Source organism: Nocardia pseudovaccinii (assembly GCF_050942345.1).
Taxonomy (GTDB): Bacteria; Actinomycetota; Actinomycetes; order Mycobacteriales; family Mycobacteriaceae; genus Nocardia; species Nocardia pseudovaccinii.
This window is the reverse complement of record NZ_CP192074.1, coordinates 58,904-78,987: the sequence shown is the minus strand read 5'-3', so window position 1 is coordinate 78,987 and position 20,084 is coordinate 58,904. Positions and strand designations below refer to the sequence as shown.

Sequence of the window (20,084 nt, the reverse complement as noted above, 5' to 3'; positions counted from 1 at the left end):
TCGGCTGCCGAATATTCGCCGAACCTGGCCGTGACGCATCTCACGGGCATAGCCTGAACATATGAAGCGTCCCACGTTAGGCCAACGGATCGCTTACGATCTCGGCCGCGAGCTCCCCGAGGAGCTGCACGAGTGGGTCATCCACGACCTCGTCGGACACGGGGCCATGGAACGCTACCTCGTCCGCTTCCTCGTACCGTTCATCCCGTTCTTCGCGCTGTGGTTGCTGTTCCCCGGCCCGATGGGGTTGAAGATCGGCATGATCGTGATGATGATCGTGCCGCTGATCGTCTTCACGGTCTCGCTCAGTTACGTCTGGCGTCGGTTCCGGCTGAGCCAGCACGGCATCGATCAGGGGTGGATCAACCACAACAAGATGCGCGAAACCGAGCGGATGAAATACGAGATGCATTACGGGCATCGATAGCGACTCGCTCGAAGGGGCAGCTGGCAGGTTCCGTATGCCATGAGCCGGGCAGACCGGGTGGTCCGTTCGGAGTCGACCGCCGCCCGAACTCTAAGCTGGCACCCGTGACGGAATCGCAGAACACCATTGCTACCGCGGACCTCGCCGACGAGATCGGCCCCGAAATCCGTAGCTGCGATACGCAGTTCATCCAGTTCGGCGGGCGCGCGGAGTTTTCCGGGCGCATCACCACAATCCGCTGCTTCCAGGACAACCTGCTGGTCAAGCAAACGCTGGGCGAGCCGGGCAACGGTGGCGTGCTCGTCGTCGACGGCGACGCCAGCGTGCACACCGCATTGGTCGGCGACATCATCGCCGGACGCGGTGTGGCCAACGGCTGGTCCGGCGTCATCGTCAACGGCGCGGTGCGCGACTCGGCCATCCTGCGCACGCTCGATATCGGCATCAAGGCGCTGGGCACCAACCCGCGCAAAAGCACCCAGACCGGCTCGGGCGACCGCGATATCCCGGTGGAATTCGGCGGCGTCACCTTTGTGCCAGGCCACATGCTCTACAGCGACCACGACGGCATCGTGGTCCGTGCCGAAGACTGAGCGGCTAGACCGCCGCCACCCTGGCCCGGTGACCGGCGATGGCCACAATGTCGCCGACATGCAGTTGCCGTCCGCGACGCAGTTCCACCTCCTCGTTCACCCGCACCAGACCCGCGGCGATCACGGTCTTGGCCTCCGATCCGGAATCGATCAGATTGGCCAGCTTGAGGAACTGACCGAGTCGAATGACGTCGTCATCGATCGGCACATCGACTGCATCGGACATGGGATACATCCTTACTCCGTGGCCGTCGAACCGGAAATCCAACCCCCACGCAAGCGACCTACACACATGGATGACGCTCCGATAACCGACATGCCCGGGTGGTCTTCGAGCACCACTACCGCGGCACCGTACACACTGGTCCTGTGACAACCACGCACGCCGGGCAACACATCGACACCGAAGCACCCTCGGAGAGATCGGCACCACCGGTTCCGCATCGCGGACACGGACGGTTGCGCGAGGTCCCGCATATCGCGGGTCTGCTCCTTGGCGTGTTCGCCGTGCTCTGCTTCCTGTGGAGCCTCTCGCCCGGACTGCGATATCTGACGCATGTACCGCGTCGCTACATCGACCTGTACTACTTCGACGCACCGGATACCAGCCTGGTGTGGGCGCTGGTGGTCGGTCTGCTCGCGGGGGCGACGGCGAGCCGCAAGCGAATCGCCTGGTGGTTGCTGCTCGGCTATATCGCGCTCTACGCGCTGGCGAATGTGCTCGAATTCGCCGACGAGAGCAATATGCACGCGCTGGTGGCCGCGGTGGTGCAGCTCGCCGCGATCGGCGTGCTGCTCGCGTCCTGGCGGGAGTTCTACACCAAGGTGCGCCCGGGGGCGGGCTGGAAGGCGTTGGGCGTACTGGCCGGCGGTCTCGCGGTCGGCTGTCTGCTCGGCTGGGGTCTGGTGGAACTGCTCCCCGGTTCGCTGCCCCGCGGCGTGCAGCGGCCGCTGTGGTCGGTCTATCGGGTGACCGCCGCGGTCTTGGTCGACAACGAACATTTCGACGGCCATCCGCGCCCGTTCGTCAACTTCCTGCTCGGCCTCTTCGGCGCCATCGCGCTGCTGGCCGCGGTGGTCATCCTGCTGCGGTCGCAACGCGCCGGCAATGCGATGACCGGCACCGACGAATCCGCGATCCGCGGTCTGCTGGAACGCTCCGATGTCGAGGATTCGCTCGGCTACTTCGCGACTCGGCGCGATAAGGCGGTGGTCTTCGCACCGAGCGGCAAGGCGGCGCTGACCTATCGCGTCGAATTGGGCGTCTGCCTCGCCAGTGGCGATCCGATCGGCATTCGTGAGGCCTGGCCGCAGGCGATCGATGCGTGGCTGCAGCTGGCCGACGAATTCGGTTGGGCGCCGGCGGTCATGGGCGCGAGCGAACTCGGTGCGACGGCGTACCGGCGAGCCGGACTTTCGGCGCTGCGCCTCGGTGACGAGGCCATTCTCGACACCAGGACCTTCTCACTCGCGGGCCCGGAGATGAAGCAGGTCCGCCAGGCGGCGAACCGGTTGCGCAAGCACGGGATCACCGTGCGGATCCGCCGCCACCGCGATATCCCGGCCGAGGAGTTCCGGCAGGTGATCGCCCGTGCCGATGCCTGGCGCGATACCGAAACCGAGCGCGGCTTCTCCATGGCGCTCGGCCGCCTCGGCGATCGGCTGGACGGCGACTGCCTGCTGGTCGAGGCGGTGAATTCACAGGAGCAGGTGCTCGGCATGCTATCGCTGGTGCCGTGGGGACGCACCGGTGCGTCACTCGAACTGATGCGTCGAGATCCACACGGCCCCAACGGTGTCATGGAGCTGATGATCTCCCAGCTCGCGCTGACCTCCGAACAGCATGGCATCACCAAGGTTTCGCTGAACTTCGCGGTATTCCGCTCCGTCTTCGAAGAGGGCGGACGCATCGGCGCCGGACCCGTGCTGCGGCTGTGGCGCGGTGTGCTGCTGTTCTTTTCGCGCTGGTGGCAGTTGGAGGCTCTGTACCGGTCGAATGTGAAGTATCAGCCGCACTGGGTGCCCCGGTTCTTCCTATTCGAGGAGCGCAGGCAACTACCTCGGGTGGCCATCGCCAGTGCGCTCGCCGAAGGCTTCCTACCGCGCTTCGGCAAGGAACCCGAGACCATCACCCACACCGGTCTGCACAGTGCGGTACCCACGGGTATCACCGGCCTGCATGCCGACGGCAGTCCGCCGGATCTGCCGGACAACGTCGGTGTGGAACAGCTTCCGCGCCGCCCGGAGCAGGTGCGGGTGCGCATGGACAAACTCGACCGGCTCGCGTCCGCCGGCGTCGACGCCTATCCGGTCGCCTATCCCCCGACGCATACCGTTGCGGCAGCACGTCGTTCACCGCGCGGCACCACGGTGCGGGTCTGCGGCCGGCTGCTGCGCATCCGCGATTACGGCGGTGTGATCTTCGCGGTGGTCCGGGACTGGACCGACGATATCCAGCTGGTTATCGACCGCGATCGGGTCGGTGCCGATCGCAGCGCCGAATTCGGCGAATTCTTCGACCTCGGCGACCTCATCGAGGTCAGCGGCCAGGTCGGGCACAGTCGACGCGGTGAACTCTCACTGCTGGCCGCGGACTGGCGGATGATCGGCAAATGCCTGCATCCGCTGCCGGACAAGTGGAAGGGCCTGGCCGATCCCGAGGCCAGGGTGCGTCAGCGCTACGTCGATATGGCGATCAATCCCGAAGTCCGCGAGGTGCTGAGCAAGCGGACCGCGGTGGTGCGCTCGCTGCGGGATTCGTTGAACGCCTGGGGATATCTCGAGGTGGAGACCCCGATACTGCAGAAGGTGCACGGCGGGGCCAATGCGACCCCGTTCCTCACCCATATCAATGCCTACGATCTGGATCTGTATCTGCGGATCGCGCCCGAGCTGTATCTCAAGCGGCTGTGCGTCGGCGGTATGGAGAAGGTCTTCGAAATCGGGCGCAACTTCCGCAACGAGGGCGTGGACTTCAGCCACAATCCGGAGTTCACCAGTCTGGAAGCCTATGAGGCACATGCCGATTACGAGCGGATGATGCAGCTGGCCCGCCAGCTCATCCAGAACGCCGCACTGGCCGCCAATGGTTCGATGGTCGCACTGCGCCCCAAACCGGACGGCTCCTTCGAAGAGGTTGACATCTCCGGGGAGTGGACGGTGAAGACCGTGCACGGCGCGGTATCGGAGGCACTCGGCACCAAGATCAACCCGCAGACCACACTCGACGAGCTGCGCGAACTCTGCGATACGGCGGAGGTGCCGTATCAGCACGGCTGGGATGCCGGGCAGATCGTACAGGAAATGTACGAGCATCTGGTCGAATCCCATACGGAGCAGCCGACTTTCTACATCGACTTCCCCACCTCGGTCTCCCCGCTGACCCGTGCACACCGCAGCATCCCCGGCGTGACCGAACGCTGGGATCTGGTCGCCTGGGGCGTCGAATTGGGTACGGCCTACAGCGAACTCACCGATCCGATCGAACAGCGCCGCAGACTCACCGAACAGTCGATGCTCGCGGCAAACGGCGATCCGGAAGCGATGGAGCTGGACGAGGACTTCCTGCAGGCGCTCGAACACGCGATGCCACCGACCGGCGGATTGGGCATGGGCGTGGACCGCATCGTCATGTTGATCACCGGCCGCAGCATTCGCGAGACGCTGCCCTTCCCATTGGTGAAGCCGCGGTGAAGGCCTCACTATGAAATATTGCAACCGGGGAAAGTTTCCCAAACGGTAATCGCCCGGTAGCCTTGATGATTCGGCCCCGGGAGGAGGCCGTTACCTTCGACACTGGGGATGCATATGTATCTTGACCTGCTGACCAACACAGCTCTGCTGGACCCGCAGGTGTGGGCGAGCGCGGACACCCTGTCCAACTCCGACACTCTGGCATCGGCAGTGGAGTTCGCGGCCAAGAAAAAGAAGAAGAGCAGCAGTGGGCTGATCATCGGCGGCATCTGCTGCCTGGTCGTCGTCGCCCTGATCGTCGGCGGCATCTACCTGCTGACCCAGCGCAAGAAGCAGCAGTAAATCCACGAAAACGGCCCGGCTCGCATCGCGAACCGGGCCGTTTCGGTATTTCGGACTAGATGGCGGTGCGTTCGGAGGCCACCTCGGCCTCGAGCAACAGCTCGTCATCGAGTTCGCCGTGCGGCTGTGCCTGTACCGACTTCAGCACCACTACCGCCGCGACCAGCGCGGCGACCACCAGTGCGGCGCCGATCCAGAACGCCAGGTGGAATCCGTTGGTGAGCGCCACATTTGCCGCAACACCGTCCTTCAGCAGATGTTCGGTCCTGCTCGCCGACAGTGTGGCCAGCACCGCCAGACCGAGCGCGCCACCGACCTGCATGGTGGTGTTGGCCAGACCCGAGGCCAGCCCGGCCTCCTGCGGCTCGACCCCCGACATCGCCAGATTCATCAACGACGGGAAAGCCAGACCAGCACCGGTACCGAACAACACCATCGGGCCGAAGATGTCGATCCAGTAGCTGCCGTCCACCGGCGCCCGGGTCAGCCAGAGCAGCGCCACGAGGATCAGCAGCAGACCGGGAATCAGCACCTTGCGGGCGCCGAAGCGCATCACCAGATGTTCGGAGTAGCGCACCGACAGCAGACCCATGATCGCCGCGACCGGGAAGAAGGCCGTGCCGAGCTGGATCGGCGAATAGCCGAGCACCTGCTTCAGGTACAGCGAACCCATGAAGAACATGCCGAACATGCCCGCCACGGTCAGCACCTGGATCACATTGGCGCCGGACAGATTCCGCGAGCGGAAGATCTTCAGCGGCATCAGCGGAGTGGCCGCCGTCGCCTCCCGCGCGATGAATCCGCCGAGCAGCACCAGCGCGGCCGCGCCGAGCCCGAGCGTGACCGGATCGGTCCAGCCGTATTCCGCCGCCGGCTTGACGATCGTGTAGACGCCGAGCATCAGCGCCGCCGTGATCAGCACGGCGCCGGGCACATCCGCGCCGTCCTTCAGTCCGGCGCCCGTGTCCTTGTCCAGGATCTTGAGCGCGCCGAGGCCGACCGCGATGCCGATCGGCAGGTTGACCAGGAAGATCAGCCGCCAGTCCAGGGACGTCAGGAAACCGCCGAGCAGCAGGCCGATCGCGCCACCCGCCGACGCGACGAAGGCGTAGCGACCGATCGCCTTGGCCTGCTCGCGCGGATCCGGGAACATCGCGAAGATCATGCCGAGGATGACCGCCGAGGTCATGGCGCCGCCGATGCCCTGCAGGAAGCGGGCCGCGATGAGGGTCACCTCGTTGACAGCCGCACCGCACAGCGCCGAGGCCAGGGTGAAGACCACCAGACCGGACAGGAACATGGTGCGGCGACCGATCAGGTCACCGAGTCGGCCTGCCAGCATGAGCAGGCCGCCGAAGGAGATCAGATATCCGTTCACCACCCAGGCCAGACCCGATGCGGTGAAGCCCAGGTCGGTCTGGATATCCGCGAGCGCGACATTCACGATCGTCGCATCGAGCACGATCATCAGCATGCCGCCGCACAACACATAGAGGGCGAGCCAGCGCTTGCTGTCCGAACCGGCCGGGGCGTCCCCCGCCTGTCTATGTCGTTCTTTTGCTTCCGTCACCACAGACGCCTTCCACCCGAAGATCGTTACTGTGGCACGCTAGCAATGGTTAGTCCTAAAAGACAACTAATTAATTCAGTTGAAGAATCGACTGATATGCTGTAGCTCATGACTGTTGCCCCGGAGCAGCGCGCCAAGCGCAGCTACCACGACGCCTGCGGTGCCGCCCGCGCGCTCGACCTGGTCGGCGAGCGCTGGACCCTGCTCGTGGTGCGCGAACTACTCCTGGGCCCGAAGCGCTTCACCGATCTGCGCGCCGGACTGCCCGGCATCAGTCCCAATGTGCTCTCGCAACGGCTCGAGGAACTCGTCCAGATCGGTGTCGTGCACAAGCGCAAGCTGCCGCCGCCGGTCGCCGCCGCCGTCTACGACCTCACCGATTGGGGACGCGAACTCGACGACGTGATCGTCGCGCTCAACCGCTGGGGGGCCCGCACCCCCAACAGTTACAGCTGCTCGGACATGTCCACCGATTCGCTGATAGTCACCCTGCGCACCTTCTTCCAACCCGCCCGTGCCGCAGGCGTGCACGCCGACTACGACTTGTACTTCACCGGATCCGATTCCGGCACAGACGAATTCCACGCGGTCATCGCCGACGAAACCCTGGGCATCAGCCGTGGCGCGACCGGTTCCGCAACCGTCGCCATCCACACCACGGTCCCTGTCTTCATCGCCGTCACCGTCCAAGGCCGACCGCTGGCCGAAAGCCTGGCCTCCGGCGAAACCAAGATCAGTGGGCCGCCCGCTGCCGTCGAACAATTCGTCAGCTTTTTCGAGCTGCCCCCGGAGTGCACCGCGAACCCCTGAAATAATCGCGGCGAATCTACATCCGATCGACTTCGGTCAGATCGATGTCGATGTCGATGTCGAACGGAACACTCGAATGCAGCCGCTCGTGATGGATCCCCGTGAGCGCGTATGCCTTTGTGGCGGGATCGAGTTCGTAGACATAGACCACCGGACGCCCGTCGACATTCTCGACCCGCCAGAAGTGGGTGATGCCTGCGCGGGCATACAGCTGGGGCTTGCGCTCACGATCACGAGTGCGAGATTCCACCGACACGACCTCGACAGCGAGCACGACATCATCAGCCTGGTAGGTCGTCAGCTCCGGACCACCATCGCGGTCGGCATGTACCGCGATGATGTCAGGTTCAGGTCGCTGGTCACGCCCCAGCGTCACTGTCATTTGCCGTCGAACCCTCAGATGTGCGGGTGCCAGTCCGCGCAAAGACATCTCCAGCAGTGAAACGGCCAACATATGGAACACGGTCTGTCGGGCCGCGACGACGAGACTTCCGTCGATCAACTGCGAATGCGGTGGCAGCTCTGGCAATCGGTCCAAGTCCTCGGCGGTAAATCCACCCGGCGGCGGTCGCAGCCACTGTGGGAAGGGCTCGCTGGTCACAACAACCCGATTCAATCGGCCACCCGCAACAGGATGGACGCCGAACGCAGGGCAGCGATCTTCGGCGCGGCACTGGTTCACCCTGATATCGGTGCGGAGTCCGGATACGGCAGAGTGGGCGGGGTGCAGTTGATATTCGTTCGTCATGCTCAGCCGTTGCGGGTGCAGACCTCCGGCGGACCGGCCGATCCCGGATTGGCGCCGGTCGGCCTAGAGCAGGCCGAACGGGTGCCTGCGGCACTGAGTCAGCATCGGATCAGCCGGATCGTGAGCAGTCCGCAACTACGGGCGCGGGAGACTGCCGAGCCGACCGCGGCGAAACTCGGGCTCCCGGTGGATGTAATCGACGATCTGGCCGAATACGATCGCGACCTGCCCTCCTACATTCCGATCGAGGATGCCAAGGTCGAATTCGCGGCCGTCTACGACCGGATCAAGTCCGGGCATCTGCCCGAACAGATCGACGCGACAGCCTTCATCACCCGGGTGCGCGATGCCATCACCTCGATCGCCGCGCACACCGATCCGGCCGATACGGTGCTCGTCTTCGCGCACGGCGGGGTGATCAACGTATTCCTGCAGGAGGTGCTCGGCCTGGCCCGGCCGCTGACCTTCCCGATCGACTATTGCTCGATCACCCGGATCCTGTTCTCCCGCAGCGGCCGCCGGACCGCGGCGACCATCAATGAGAACGGCCACGTGTGGGATCTGTTGCCGCGCAATATTTCACAGCAACCTTGATGGTTGTTCCCAGACTCGGTCATTCACAGTCGACTGCCAGAATGATCGCACCTCAATCCCAGTGACGGAGCCTTCGATGGGACCGGTGAGCCGCCATACCAGCGACTCACCATCCGAGAGAAAGGAACCGTTTTGCTCTCCAAGACAAGGCGCAGCGTCGCCCGAGTCGCCGTCGCCGCCGCATTGATCGCCGTGCCGCTCGGCGCACTCGCCGTCACCGCCTCCGCGGCCGAGCCCGATGCATCCGCCCAGTCCGTATCGGGTCCGATTCCGTTGCAGGGCACCGATATCGACCGTCACCACCACCATCACCACCACCTCGGTGATGGTGGCGACAACCAGGGTCCATGGTTCCCGGGACCCGATAACGGCCTCCCCGGCCCGGGACCGCAGCCCTTCCAGCCGCCGACCGGCTCCGCGGGCTGATCACGGTAGTAGAAAGCGAAAGGCCACCTCTCCATCCGGAGGAGAGGTGGCCTTCGCTATGTGGCTATGGAATCAGGCCATGCCCGCGATCCAGTTGTGCATCCAGGAGATGGCGGTCTGACCGCCGCCCACCGGGTAGCTGCCGTAGAGCGTATGCGCGTGCGAGTTGTAGAACCGCTCCAGATCCTTCGCCCGCTGCTGGTTGGCGGACTCGGTGAGCTGCGACTGCAGCGTCGGGATGCCGCCGAGGTTCATCAGGTCGTTCATGATGGCGCCCGCCTCGAGCTGGTAGCGCCAGAGGTTGGCCGGATTCGCCTCCGAGGTCTGCGCGAGGAAGCCGGCGAACCGGGTCACGAAATCGTCGGTGGCGGTTGCGCAGTAGAGATCGTCGAGCGCGCAGATGGTGCGGGTGCGATCGCTGAGCCAGCCGAAGCCGCCGACCCGAGCACCGCCGGCGCCCGCGCCCGGCGCGACCGGTCCGACCTGGATGTCGGTGGGCGAGCGGCGCGGATCGGAGATCAGGCCGACACCCGCGATCCGGTCCGCCGGAATCGGGCTGAGCCCGGTGCCGATTTCGGCGGCGAGGTCGCCCGCCGCATCCGCACCCTGGCTGTAGCCGAGGAGCGCGATCTTCGTGCCGCCACAACGCTGCGCCATTTCAGTGGCCAGGCCGCGGGCGCGATCGGTCGCTTCCTTCTTGGACGCGCCGTAGACATCGCCTTCCCACGGGAATGCGGTCGCGGCATAGGTCACATAATCGATGTCCACCGACCGGCCGAGACCATTGGTTACGCCGGACAGCATGCCGGGCTGCGGCGTCTTGTCCTTTCCGGTCTCCCAAGTACCGGGAATCGCAACCACATAGAGGCTCGGGCAGCCCGGATCGGCCGTTACCGAACCGCTACCGAGGACTACGCCGGATGCAACAGCCGCGCACGCACCGAGTGCGGCGGCCACCTTCTTCAACCGCATACCGCTCCAGTTCAAAACATCGCCCCTTGCGAGAGCTAGCTCCGACAGTCTTTTGCCAACCGTGCTGACCTCGGCGGATGTCGGTCCAGTGCATATCGGGTCACCCACCGGTATGACACACACGTCGCAACCCACATCCCAAGATCACGCACCACGCCGCAGATCACAATAAGGCAACGCCTCGACCTGCGCCATTCGAACTCGTTACCGTGTCCGATTCCCGTCAGCGCGCCCGCCGAAAACGGTTCCGCTCAGCGACCTTCCGCGTGTCGCGCCAAGATCGAATACGTTCGCAAGGCAAACGATAAGGGCGCCTGTGGATTCGAGATCCACAGGCGCCCTTTCCGCTCCGGTAAGAGAGGTTTATCGTTGCGCGACTGCCGTCGGCGGGATCGGCGCGGGCAGCGCGGTCTCGCCCTCGAGGAACTTGTCGACCGCAGACGCGGCGGCGCGGCCCTCGGCGATGGCCCAGACGATCAGCGACTGGCCACGGCCCATATCACCGGCGACGAATACGCCGGGGACATTGGTCGACCAGTTCTTATCGCGCTGGACATTGCCGCGCTGGTCGTAGCCGACGCCGAGACCTTCGAGCAGGCCCGGCTTCTCGGGTCCGGTGAAGCCCATGGCGAGCAGCACCAGATCGGCCTCGAGGGTGAAGTCGGTGCCTTCGACCTTCTCGAAGCGACCGTTGACCATCTTGACCTCGTGCGCCTCCAGCGCGGTGACCTTGCCGTCCGCGCCGACGAAACGCTCGGTGTTCACCGAGAACACCCGTTCGCCGCCCTCCTCGTGCGCCGAAGAGACCCGGTACATGAGCGGGTAGGTCGGCCACGGGGTGGAGGAGGCGCGCTCCTCCGGCGGCCGCGGCATGATCTCGAACTGGTGGATGCTGGCCGCGCCCTGACGGTGCGAGGTGCCCAGGCAGTCCGCGCCGGTGTCGCCGCCACCGATGATGACGACCTTCTTGTCCTTGGCGTGGATCGGCGGCAGGCCGTTCTCGTCGGTGACATCGTCGCCGTGCTGCACCCGGTTGGCCCACGGCAGGAATTCCATCGCCTGGTGGATGCCGTCCAGATCCCGGCCCGGGATCGGCAGGTCACGCGCCAGGGTGGCGCCACCGGCCAGCACGATCGCGTCGAACCGCTCGCGCAGCTGCGCGGCGGTGATGTCGACACCGACGTTCACCCCGGTCTTGAAGATGGTGCCCTCGGCCTCCATCTGCGCGAGCCGACGGTCGATGAAGCGCTTCTCCATCTTGAATTCCGGAATGCCGTAGCGCAGCAGGCCACCGACGCGGTCGGCGCGCTCGAAGACGGTCACGGTGTGACCGGCCCTGGTCAGCTGCTGTGCGGCGGCCAGACCGGCCGGGCCGGAACCGACCACGGCGACCCTCTTGCCGGTGAGGCGGGTCGGGTAGACCGGGGTCACCCAGCCCTCGTCGAAGGCGTTCTCGATGAGCTCGACCTCGACCTGCTTGATCGTCACCGGATCCTGGTTGATGCCGAGGACACAGGACGCCTCGCACGGCGCCGGGCACAGCCGCCCGGTGAACTCCGGGAAGTTGTTGGTCGCGTGCAGCCGGTCGATGCCCTCACGCCACTGGCCCTTGTGAACCAGGTCGTTCCACTCCGGGATGAGGTTGCCCAGCGGACAGCCGTTGTGACAGAACGGAATACCGCAGTCCATACACCGGCTGGCCTGGGTCTGCAGGGTCTGGTGCGAGAAACCCTGCTCGTAGACCTCTTTCCAGTCCATCAGGCGCAGCGGAACCGGACGACGCGTCGGCAGTTCCCGTTTGGTGTGCTTCAGAAATCCTTGCGGGTCAGCCACGTGCCGCCTCCATAATCGCCTCGTCGACGTCCATACCGTTCTTCTCGGCCTCGGAAATCGCGAGCAAAACCTTCTTGTATTCGCGCGGCATAACCTTCACGAAGTGGTTCACCTGCTGGGACCAGTCGCTCAGAATGCGTTCGGCGACAGCCGAACCCGTCTGATCGCGGTGCTGGGTGACGATGTCGCGCAGCCAGGTGAAGTCGTCACCGGCGAGCTGCTCGACCGCGTCGGCCTGCTCGGGGTTGAGCTTTGCCTCGAAGGTGCCGTTCGGGTCGTAGACGAAGGCGACACCACCGGACATACCGGCGCCGAAGTTGCGGCCGGTCTCACCGAGGATGACCACCCGGCCACCGGTCATGTACTCACAGCCGTGGTCACCGACGCCCTCGACCACCGCGGTGGCGCCGGAGTTGCGCACGGCGAACCGCTCGCCGACCACACCGTTGATGAAGGCCTGGCCGCTGGTGGCGCCGAACAGGATCACATTGCCCGCGATGATGTTCTGCTCTGCGACGAATTCGGCCGGTGCGTTCAGCGACGGGCGCACGATCAGGTGGCCGCCGGAAAGACCCTTGCCCACATAGTCGTTCGCGTCGCCCTGCACCCGCAGCGTGATGCCCGCGGGCACGAACGCGCCGAAGCTGTTGCCCGCGGAACCGGTGAAGGTGATGTCGATGGTGTCGTCGGGCAGGCCCGCGCCACCGTAGAGCTTGGTCACCTCGTGGCCGAGCATGGTGCCGACGGTGCGGTTCACGTTCGTGATCTTGGTTTCGAACTTCACCGCCTGGCCGCGCTCGAGCGCATCGGCGCTCTGCGCGATCAGCTGCACGTCCAACGCCCGGTCCAGGCCGTGGTCCTGGGTCTTGGTGCGGTACCGGTCCTGGCGCATGAATGCCGTCTCGACATCGTCGAGGATCGGCGACAGGTCCAGCTTGCTGGCCTTCCAGTGCGCCTTGGCCTGGGAGGTGTCGAGCATATCGACCCGGCCGATGGCCTCGTCCAGGGTGCGGAAGCCCAACTCCGCCAGCAGTTCCCGTACCTCTTCGGCGATGAACAGCATGAAGTTCTCGACGAATTCCGGCTTGCCGGTGAAGCGTTCGCGCAGCACCGGGTTCTGCGTCGCGACACCGACCGGGCAGGTGTCGAGGTGGCAGACCCGCATCATGATGCAGCCCGAAACCACCAGAGGCGCAGTGGCGAAACCGAATTCCTCGGCGCCGAGGAGTGCGGCGATCATCACGTCGCGGCCGGTCTTCATCTGGCCGTCGACCTGCACGACGATGCGGTCGCGAAGTCCGTTGAGCAGCAACGTCTGCTGGGTCTCGGCCAGGCCGAGCTCCCAGGGACCGCCCGCATGCTTCAGCGAGGTCAGCGGCGAGGCGCCGGTACCACCGTCGTGGCCGGAGATCAGCACGACGTCCGCGTGCGCCTTCGACACACCGGCCGCGACCGTGCCGACACCTGGCTCCGCAACAAGTTTCACGTGAATCCGCGCCTGCGGGTTCGCGTTCTTCAGGTCGTGGATCAGCTGCGCCAGATCCTCGATCGAGTAGATGTCGTGATGCGGCGGCGGCGAGATCAGGCCGACGCCCGGCGTCGAGTGCCGCACCTCGGCGACCCACGGGTACACCTTGTGCGCGGGCAGCTGACCGCCCTCACCGGGCTTGGCGCCCTGCGCCATCTTGATCTGGATATCGGTGCAGTTGGTCAGGTAGTGCGCGGTGACACCGAACCGGCCCGAGGCGACCTGCTTGATCGCCGAACGCCGCCAGTCACCGTTCTCCTCGACCTCGAAGCGAGCCGGATGTTCGCCGCCCTCACCGGAATTCGAGCGACCGCCGAGGCGGTTCATCGCGATCGCGAGGGTCTCGTGCGCCTCGGAGGAGATGGAGCCGTAGCTCATCGCGCCGGTGGAGAACCGCTTGACGATGGCGCTGGCCGGTTCGACCTCGTCGATCGAAATCGGCTTGCGCTCACCGGTCCTGAACTTGAACAGGCCGCGCAGCGAGGCCAGCCGCTCGGACTGATCGTCGACCAGCTTGGTGTACTCCTTGAAGATCGAGTACTGACCGCTGCGGGTGGCGTGCTGCAGCTTGAATACGGTGTCCGGGTTGAACAGGTGGTACTCACCCTCGCGCCGCCACTGGTATTCACCGCCGACCTCGAGCTCGCGGTGCGCGCGCTCGTTGCGGTTCTCCAGGAACGCCACGGTGTGCCGGGCTGCCACATCGGCGGCGATCTCGTCGAGGCCGATGCCGTCCAGATGCGAACGCAGGCCGGTGAAGTACTCGTCCACCAGTTCCTGCGACAGGCCGATCACCTGGAACAGCTGCGCGCCGGTGTAGGAGGCGATGGTGGAGATGCCCATCTTGGACATCACCTTCAGTACGCCCTTGCTCGCGGCCTTGTTGTAGTTCGCGACGGCCTTGCTGTAATCGGCGGCCAGATCGCCGGTGCTGCCCGGCATCTGGAGCCCACCGCGCTCGAGCAGATCCTCGATGGTCTCGAAGGCCATGTACGGGTTGATCGCGGCCGCGCCGAAGCCGACCAGCATGGCCATGTGGTGCACCTCGCGGGCGTCACCGGCCTCGACGACCACGCCGACCATGGTGCGAGTGCGTTCACGCACCAGGTGGTGGTGCACCGACGAGGTCAGCAGCAGCGACGGAATCGGCGCCAGCTTCTCATTGGACTCGCGATCGGACAGCACGATGATCCGCGCACCGCCCTCGATGGCGGCCGAGACCTGGGTGTTGATGGCCTCGAGCGCCTTTCGCAGGCCCTTGCCACCCTTCTTCACCGGGTACAGACCGTGCACGACCACCGAGCGCAGCTCCGGATGCGAGCCGTCGTCGTTGATGTGGATGAGCTTGGCCAGCTCGTCGTTGTCCAGAATCGGCTGCGGGATGGTGATCTGGTGGCAGGACTCCGGGCCGGGATGCAGCAGATCGGCCTCTGGGCCGAGGGCCCGGCGCAGGCTGGTCACCACTTCTTCGCGGATCGCGTCCAGCGGCGGGTTGGTCACCTGCGCGAACAGCTGGGAGAAGTAGTCGAAGAGCAGCCGGGGGCGCGAGGACAGCACCGCGATCGGGGTGTCGGTGCCCATCGAGCCGAGCGCCTCACCGCCGGTCTTGGCCATCGGCGAGATCAGCAGGTTCAGCTCTTCATTGGTGTATCCGAAGATCTGCTGGCGGATCAGCACGCGATCGTGCGACATGTGCACGTGCGGGCGGTCGGGCAGATCGGCCAGCTTGGTCACACCGGCGTCGAGCCATTCCTGGTACGGGTGTTCGGCGGCCAGCTGGCTCTTGAGCTCCTCGTCGCCGACGATGCGGCCCTGCGAGGTGTCGACCAGGAACATGCGGCCCGGCTGCAGCCGGACCTTCTGGACCACCTTGGCCGGATCGATATCGAGGACACCGACCTCGGAGGCCATGACGACCAGACCGTCATCGGTGACCCAGATGCGGCTGGGGCGCAGGCCGTTGCGGTCGAGCACGGCGCCGACCACGGTGCCGTCGGAGAAGCACACCGATGCCGGGCCGTCCCACGGCTCCATCAGCATCGAGTGGTAGCGGTAGAACGCCCGCCGCTGCGGGTCCATGTTCTCGTTACGTTCCCAGGCCTCGGGAATCATCATCAGCACCGCGTGGGGCAAGCTGCGGCCGCCGAGGTGCAGCAGTTCCAGCACCTCGTCGAAGCGCGCGGTATCGCTCGCCCCCGGGGTACAGACGGGGAAGATCTTCTGCAGGCGGTTGTTGCCCGCTTCATCGATGCCGAAGACATCCGAACGCAGCAGTGCCTCGCGAGCCCGCATCCAGTTCTCGTTACCGGTGACGGTGTTGATCTCACCGTTGTGCGCGACCCGGCGGAACGGATGCGCCAGCGGCCACGACGGGAAGGTGTTGGTGGAGAACCGGGAGTGCACGATGCCGAGGGCGGACTCCATCCGGTCGTCCTGCAGGTCCAGGTAGAACGCGCGCAGCTGCGGAGTGGTGAACATGCCCTTGTAGACGAAGGTCTGACCGGACAGGCTCGGGAAGTACACCGACTCCTTGCCGACCGCACCCTCGCCCGCACCGGCCTTGCCCAGTTCGTGCTCGACGCGCTTGCGCACCACGTAGGCCCGGCGCTCCAGATCAATGCCGGACAGCTGCTCGGCCGAACCCCTCGGCGAGCCGATGAAGATCTGGCGGAAGGTCGGCATGGCGTCGCGGGCCAGTGCACCCAGGGTGGACTCGTCGGTGGGCACCTCGCGCCAGCCGAGCACGGCGAGGCCCTCGGATTCGACGATGCGCTCCAGGCCGTAGGCGGCCTTGGTCGCCTCGCGGCGGGCCTGCGGCAGGAAGGCGATACCGGTGGCGTAGGAGCCCTCCGGCGGCAACTCGAAATCGACCACGGCACGGAAGAACCGGTCCGGAATCTGGATCAGGATGCCGGCGCCATCACCACTATTGGGTTCGGCACCTGCGGCACCGCGGTGCTCCAGGTTCAACAGAGCCGTAATAGCCTTGTCGACGATGTCGCGGCTGCGGCGGCCGTACATGTCGACGACGAATGCGACACCGCAGGCGTCGTGCTCGTTCGCCGGGTCATAGAGCCCGATGGGTCCGGGGGACCTGTGGCCAGGAAGTTGCGTCATGCCTCTGCCTTCAAGAAAGTCGGCCTCGATGAATCGGCCTATGGGAAAGGGGCCTTTCGTCGATTGCCTCCGTCAAGACTGCGCCTGTACGTTGCGAAACCAGCCGCGCTGATGGTCTTCTTCGTGCAGTCACGTCTCCAGTTGTCCACCCGCTGCGATGACGTAGGGGTGCTCGTCGGTAACGGAACGCTTACGTGTTCCTTACCTCCGCACGGGTGCGCGCCCGCTACGCTTGGGCACCGGATTTCCGAGCCCGAGCGGGCGCTATTGCCGAACATTGTTGTGTTCGGCATTAAGAGCAAACGATAAGTCAGGTCCTGGGCCCAACCAACTTAGGTCGTGCTAATAACCGGGTCTAGCTGGGCTTCTTCAATTGGTCCTCCACGTGTGCGCGTCGTCCAGTGTAAAGCAGCGAACGCGGTGCGATCGATCCCCTTGGCACCGGGTGCCAACCAGCGAGAACGGGCGCCCAGGACCCGCACCACGCCGCACCCCGCACCCCGAGAACCGGCGCTCACCTGCATCGAAGTGGATTTCCCCTGCTTCGGCCGGGGCAAACCCGATCCGCGGTGGCTAACTCGCCAGCGGGCTGGATGAGAGATTTCCGACAGGGGTGTGACAAGCACACAACCCGATCCGACCGTCCGGACTCTTTTGCTCGATGTGGGATTCAGCACATTTCCAGCAATCGAATTCGAGTGGTTTACAACACATTTACATCGGGCGACACCAGGTGCCGACGACTTGCGGCTTACCGCACACCCAGCTAGGGACCGCACAACGCGGCGGCGGCACGGACCAGCGCCGCCTGATGCAGCGCGTCGCGGCCGGAGGCGAGCATCCCGAAAACGGGAGGTGCCAGGCGCAAGACACAGTTCGGACCGGTTAGCTCGGCGCGGCGCAGTGCGAGTTGGTCGACGATTTCCACATTCACCCGGTCGATCACCGGGCGCACCGACGCCAGGTCGGGCGGCGTGCTCGGCACCGCGGCCGGATCGAAGCGCCAGCGGGTGACCAAGCCGCGCTGGACGATCTTGTTGGCCTCGATCTGTCCGAAGAACACCTGGTAGATCCAGCTTTCCGGAAGTCCGCGGTCGGCGCCGAGGCGCACCATCGCGTTGTATACCTGCGCTTCGCGTTCCGGATCGTCGATCGAGGGCCTGCCGCCGTTCTGCGCGGCGGTCGCCCATTTGGCCGCGGCGACGGCGTCGGCGGTATCCAGGCGTTCGGTCACCAGAGCGACGATGCGATCCAAGGCCGGATCGTCATCGAGTGTTTGCGCACGGCTATCGGGGGCGGCCATCAGCAGAGCCGCTGCCACACACACCAAAACCCTTGCCGAGCCTCGGAAAAACACTCGCAACACCCCGTTCGTCGGCTCGTTCCGGTGCGGTCATTCCTGCCAGATTAAGGGTGAGCGGGCGCACAGGTCCGGCGGTCGAACCGAATTCTGTGAGCCTGAACACATCCCAGGCCGCGTGCTCGGTGTGTCGCGGTCGCGCCTGTCACGCTGTGACAACGAATCAGTGACGGCTTCGGCGGGTTTCGAGCGACCTGCAAGCAGTCGCTAGCGGGCCGCCACTTTGACTTGGGATGTAGAGGATGTGGGATCCCATGACAGTCACCGGCTTGTTCACCTGGCTCGGTGGAGGTGTCGGGCGCGAGCGGGGTGGGACCGAACTCGACTATCCGCATGAGCGGGCGGATTATGCCGTGAGCGGCGCGGTGGTACTGCTGTTCGCGGCGGTGGCCGGGATCGTCGGCACGGTCGCACTTGCCACGGCCGATGCCATGCCGCTGTTCGCGATCGTGTTCGTCGCACTCGTCGTCGCACTGCTGGCGGGTGCGGTGGCTCGTGCCCTGGCGACCGCACGACCGGCCGGTGGTCCGGATCGCCGCGGCCTCGCCGGACGGATCGCGGTCGCGGTCCTGGCCGGGGTATTGGTCGCGGAACTCGCTTCGACGGTGCTGTTCGGCGGCACCATCGATCGGCTGCTGGATGAAAAGGCACAGCGTGCGGTCGATTCCGCACCTGCCGTGGTCACCGCGCGGATCGAACTGAACCGCGCCAAGGGCGATCGCGCCGCACTGGACCAGGCGATTACCAAGGCGCAGGCCGATATCGACCACGCGCTGGTGATCGCGCGCTGCGAATACAACCCGACGCCGGAATGCCCGCAGACCAGGATCACCGGTGTGCCCGGTCGCGGCCCCGAATCGCAGACCGCCAACGCGATGCTCGACGACGCGCGCAAGCAGTTGGCCGCGGCGCAGGATCGGGTGGCCGGACTGGATCAGCGGATCACCAAGGACCAGAAGGCACTCGACACCGGCGGTTCCGCCGCCTTCGCCGATGCCGATCGCGGCCTCGGCGCGCGCTGGCTGGCCATGAACGACTACACCACCGGTACCGCGGGCGCATTCCTGCTGCGGGTGCTGAGCATCCTCACCTTCGTCCTGCTCGCGCTGCTGCCGCTGATCCTGCGGTGGTGGCGTGGGGAGACCTCACTCGATCGGCGACTGGCCTTCCACACCGTGCAGGACCGCGCCGAGCGCAGCGCCGACGCCGCGATCGCGGTGAAACGCGCCGAGGTGCGGACCGAGGCCGAAAACCTGCGCACCGAACAACAATTGACCGCCGCCCGACTGGCCGTCGAGGCCGATACCGCCATCGATCGGGAGCGTCAACGCACCCGGATCATCGCCGCCATCGGCGGGTTGGAAATCGGCATCACGGACCCGGGGCGAGGCGAACTTCCAGCCGGAACGGCTGGCGACCGAGAGGACAGCTCCGTGTCTCATGAGGTTACCCCCAATCTTCCGGCCACCGTGAGTGCGGGTGCGCTCGCACCGACCGGCGGCGCAGGCGCGGTGGTGCCGCATACCGCCTCGGCCGCCCCCGCCGCACCCAAGGGCGGCGGCCTGGAACTTCCGCTGATCGGCACCGTGCCGTTCTCCGATACCGCGGCCCGCTTCATCCGACCGCTGGTACCCGCGTTCGTCGCCAATGCGATCGACACGGCCACCCACCCGCTGCGCACCGCACGCCAGGCATTCGAAGAGGTCGAGGAGATCACCTTCACCCTGCGCCGCACCCGCAAGGTGACCGTCGACTCCCAGGATTCGCATGCCCCGGCCATGACCCAGCCCCCGCACCCCGGCTACCAGTTGCCCGCTACCCCCGACTCATGGCACGCCCACCGCGTCGCAGCCACCGTCGTCGACGCGGACTACACCCAGCACCCCCACTACTCCGCCCTCCCCCAGCCCACCTCCCAGGGCTACGGCCTCCCCCAGCCCAACCGCCACGACGAACTCTCGACCCGCCCCCGCAACGAACTCCCCGGCCACCGCAGCTCGAGGGAACTGCCGCCCGCCAACTGACCAGTCACCGGCAGCGCTGACTGCCATTGACATCGCTGCGGCGCATT

The 20,084-nt window shown here is 65.7% G+C and carries 15 protein-coding genes; 8 read left to right on the top strand and 7 right to left on the bottom strand.

The window, feature by feature from the left end:
* Window positions 1-61 precede the first annotated feature (61 nt).
* Both ACQPZ2_RS00350 and rraA read left to right on the top strand, forming a co-directional pair.
* Entirely contained in the window at window positions 62-427 is a 366-nt protein-coding gene (locus ACQPZ2_RS00350; protein ID WP_063044103.1) for a DUF5313 family protein, read from the top strand.
* Between the two features lie 104 nt (window positions 428-531).
* Complete coding sequence (gene rraA, locus ACQPZ2_RS00345) at window positions 532-1,020, top strand: ribonuclease E activity regulator RraA (RefSeq protein WP_433523766.1); 489 nt, start codon at window positions 532-534, stop codon at window positions 1,018-1,020.
* Window positions 1,021-1,024: 4 nt separating this feature from the next.
* On the opposite strand, the gene ACQPZ2_RS00340 is transcribed toward rraA, so the two are convergent.
* Window positions 1,025-1,246, bottom strand: a complete 222-nt coding sequence (locus ACQPZ2_RS00340) for an RNA-binding S4 domain-containing protein (RefSeq protein WP_040685709.1) — start codon at window positions 1,244-1,246, stop codon at window positions 1,025-1,027.
* A gap of 143 nt (window positions 1,247-1,389) precedes the next feature.
* On the opposite strand from ACQPZ2_RS00340, the gene lysX reads away from it, so the two are divergent.
* Both lysX and ACQPZ2_RS00330 read left to right on the top strand, forming a co-directional pair.
* Complete coding sequence (gene lysX, locus ACQPZ2_RS00335) at window positions 1,390-4,713, top strand: bifunctional lysylphosphatidylglycerol synthetase/lysine--tRNA ligase LysX (RefSeq protein WP_433523765.1); 3,324 nt, start codon at window positions 1,390-1,392, stop codon at window positions 4,711-4,713.
* A gap of 114 nt (window positions 4,714-4,827) precedes the next feature.
* Window positions 4,828-5,055, top strand: coding sequence for a hypothetical protein (locus tag ACQPZ2_RS00330; protein WP_063044106.1), 228 nt, complete (start codon window positions 4,828-4,830; stop codon window positions 5,053-5,055).
* A gap of 55 nt (window positions 5,056-5,110) precedes the next feature.
* Here the strand turns inward: ACQPZ2_RS00330 and ACQPZ2_RS00325 are convergent, their stop codons facing one another.
* On the bottom strand, window positions 5,111-6,625 hold the full coding sequence (locus tag ACQPZ2_RS00325; RefSeq protein ID WP_433523764.1) for an MFS transporter: 1,515 nt from the start codon (window positions 6,623-6,625) through the stop codon (window positions 5,111-5,113).
* A gap of 108 nt (window positions 6,626-6,733) precedes the next feature.
* On the opposite strand from ACQPZ2_RS00325, the gene ACQPZ2_RS00320 reads away from it, so the two are divergent.
* Window positions 6,734-7,435 (top strand): winged helix-turn-helix transcriptional regulator, encoded by a 702-nt coding sequence (locus ACQPZ2_RS00320; RefSeq protein WP_433523763.1) that lies wholly within the window; start codon window positions 6,734-6,736, stop codon window positions 7,433-7,435.
* Between the two features lie 16 nt (window positions 7,436-7,451).
* On the opposite strand, the gene ACQPZ2_RS00315 is transcribed toward ACQPZ2_RS00320, so the two are convergent.
* Window positions 7,452-8,183 (bottom strand): Uma2 family endonuclease, encoded by a 732-nt coding sequence (locus tag ACQPZ2_RS00315; RefSeq protein WP_433523762.1) that lies wholly within the window; start codon window positions 8,181-8,183, stop codon window positions 7,452-7,454.
* Between ACQPZ2_RS00315 and ACQPZ2_RS00310 the strand changes: the two genes are divergently transcribed.
* Both ACQPZ2_RS00310 and ACQPZ2_RS00305 read left to right on the top strand, forming a co-directional pair.
* Complete coding sequence (locus tag ACQPZ2_RS00310) at window positions 8,160-8,777, top strand: histidine phosphatase family protein (RefSeq protein WP_433523761.1); 618 nt, start codon at window positions 8,160-8,162, stop codon at window positions 8,775-8,777. The two genes, ACQPZ2_RS00315 and ACQPZ2_RS00310, sit on opposite strands and share 24 nt — an antisense overlap.
* A 132-nt stretch (window positions 8,778-8,909) precedes the next feature.
* The gene (locus ACQPZ2_RS00305) at window positions 8,910-9,203 is read left to right on the top strand and encodes a hypothetical protein (protein ID WP_433523760.1); all 294 of its coding nucleotides are present in this window, start codon (window positions 8,910-8,912) and stop codon (window positions 9,201-9,203) included.
* A 72-nt stretch (window positions 9,204-9,275) separates the two neighbouring features.
* On the opposite strand, the gene ACQPZ2_RS00300 is transcribed toward ACQPZ2_RS00305, so the two are convergent.
* The 4 genes from ACQPZ2_RS00300 to aroQ form a co-directional block, all read right to left on the bottom strand.
* Complete coding sequence (locus ACQPZ2_RS00300) at window positions 9,276-10,175, bottom strand: cutinase family protein (protein WP_433523759.1); 900 nt, start codon at window positions 10,173-10,175, stop codon at window positions 9,276-9,278.
* A gap of 363 nt (window positions 10,176-10,538) precedes the next feature.
* Window positions 10,539-12,008: a glutamate synthase subunit beta gene (locus tag ACQPZ2_RS00295; protein WP_433523758.1), complete on the bottom strand. Its 1,470-nt coding sequence runs from the start codon at window positions 12,006-12,008 to the stop codon at window positions 10,539-10,541.
* Window positions 12,001-16,653 (bottom strand): glutamate synthase large subunit, encoded by a 4,653-nt coding sequence (gltB, locus tag ACQPZ2_RS00290; RefSeq protein WP_433523757.1) that lies wholly within the window; start codon window positions 16,651-16,653, stop codon window positions 12,001-12,003. The genes ACQPZ2_RS00295 and gltB overlap by 8 nt, the downstream gene beginning before the upstream one ends.
* Window positions 16,654-17,419: 766 nt before the next feature.
* A complete protein-coding gene (gene aroQ / locus ACQPZ2_RS00285; RefSeq protein WP_433523756.1) occupies window positions 17,420-17,974 on the bottom strand; it encodes a gamma subclass chorismate mutase AroQ in 555 nt (184 codons plus the stop codon).
* A gap of 293 nt (window positions 17,975-18,267) precedes the next feature.
* Here aroQ and ACQPZ2_RS00280 point away from each other — a divergent pair, with 293 nt between their 5' ends.
* Window positions 18,268-20,037, top strand: a complete 1,770-nt coding sequence (locus tag ACQPZ2_RS00280; RefSeq protein ID WP_433523755.1) for a DUF4407 domain-containing protein — start codon at window positions 18,268-18,270, stop codon at window positions 20,035-20,037.
* Window positions 20,038-20,084 lie beyond the last annotated feature (47 nt).

Bases quoted from the DNA above. Each gene is read 5' to 3' on its own strand.
- ACQPZ2_RS00315 (WP_433523762.1), bottom strand. From the start codon at position 8,183: ATGACGAACGAATATCAACTGCACCCCGCCCACTCTGCCGTATCCGGA.
- gltB (WP_433523757.1), bottom strand. From the start codon at position 16,653: ATGACGCAACTTCCTGGCCACAGGTCCCCCGGACCCATCGGGCTCTAT.
- ACQPZ2_RS00350 (WP_063044103.1), top strand. From the start codon at position 62: ATGAAGCGTCCCACGTTAGGCCAACGGATCGCTTACGATCTCGGCCGC.
- ACQPZ2_RS00300 (WP_433523759.1), bottom strand. From the start codon at position 10,175: ATGCGGTTGAAGAAGGTGGCCGCCGCACTCGGTGCGTGCGCGGCTGTT.
- ACQPZ2_RS00320 (WP_433523763.1), top strand. From the start codon at position 6,734: ATGACTGTTGCCCCGGAGCAGCGCGCCAAGCGCAGCTACCACGACGCC.
- ACQPZ2_RS00340 (WP_040685709.1), bottom strand. From the start codon at position 1,246: ATGTCCGATGCAGTCGATGTGCCGATCGATGACGACGTCATTCGACTC.
- ACQPZ2_RS00330 (WP_063044106.1), top strand. From the start codon at position 4,828: ATGTATCTTGACCTGCTGACCAACACAGCTCTGCTGGACCCGCAGGTG.
- ACQPZ2_RS00280 (WP_433523755.1), top strand. From the start codon at position 18,268: ATGACAGTCACCGGCTTGTTCACCTGGCTCGGTGGAGGTGTCGGGCGC.